Raw genomic sequence first — 582 nt, 5'->3', positions numbered from 1 at the left:
CGGCGCCCTCGATGTCGGCATAGTCGTTGGCACCCTTCAGCTTCGCATCGAAACCCTCGATCGGCGCGGACTGTGCAATATCCAGCGCCTTGCCCTGGGGCAGCCCTTCGGCAATGTCAAACAGCACCACGTCGCCCAATTCCTTGAGTCCGGTCAGCAACGCCAGCGTACCGCCAATATTGCCTGCGCCGATAAGTGCAATCTTGCTTCGTGCCATGAAACGACTCCTCGAAAGCTATGGTCGGGCAACCCGCCCTTGTGAAATTCACGGGCTGTTTACGCCCTTTGCCTCCAGCGGGCAAGGGATCGGCGGGCGCCTGTGCCTCTTTCCGGGCACTACATCAATCTGCAGTAGATGCTGGCCGGACTCTAGCTCCTACCGCTCGTCGAAAAGCTTTGCATCGGAGCTCCATTGCACCAACTCCAAATTCCCTTGCAGCGCCCACATATACGCTCCCCTGCCCATTCACTTTCGAAAGTATCGCGGCAACGCAGGCACTGCCTGGTCTTGCCTTCAGCCACATCTGGTCTGTCCCCCAACGGACTGTCACCCGAGGGTTGGAAGAAGGTCATGTCGTGGTT

General features: G+C 58.6%; 1 protein-coding gene. It reads right to left on the bottom strand.

Annotated features, from left to right (window positions below; all coding sequences use genetic code 11):
* A partial coding sequence (locus tag FRC98_RS20925; protein ID WP_230467892.1) for a lactate/malate family dehydrogenase occupies window positions 1–217 on the bottom strand: 217 nt, incomplete at its 3' end.
* Window positions 218–582 lie beyond the last annotated feature (365 nt).

The organism is Lujinxingia vulgaris (assembly GCF_007997015.1).
GTDB classification, from domain to species: Bacteria; Myxococcota_A; Bradymonadia; order Bradymonadales; family Bradymonadaceae; genus Lujinxingia; species Lujinxingia vulgaris.
The sequence above is the reverse complement of the archived record's forward strand: the minus strand, read 5'-3'. Positions and strand labels throughout refer to the sequence as shown.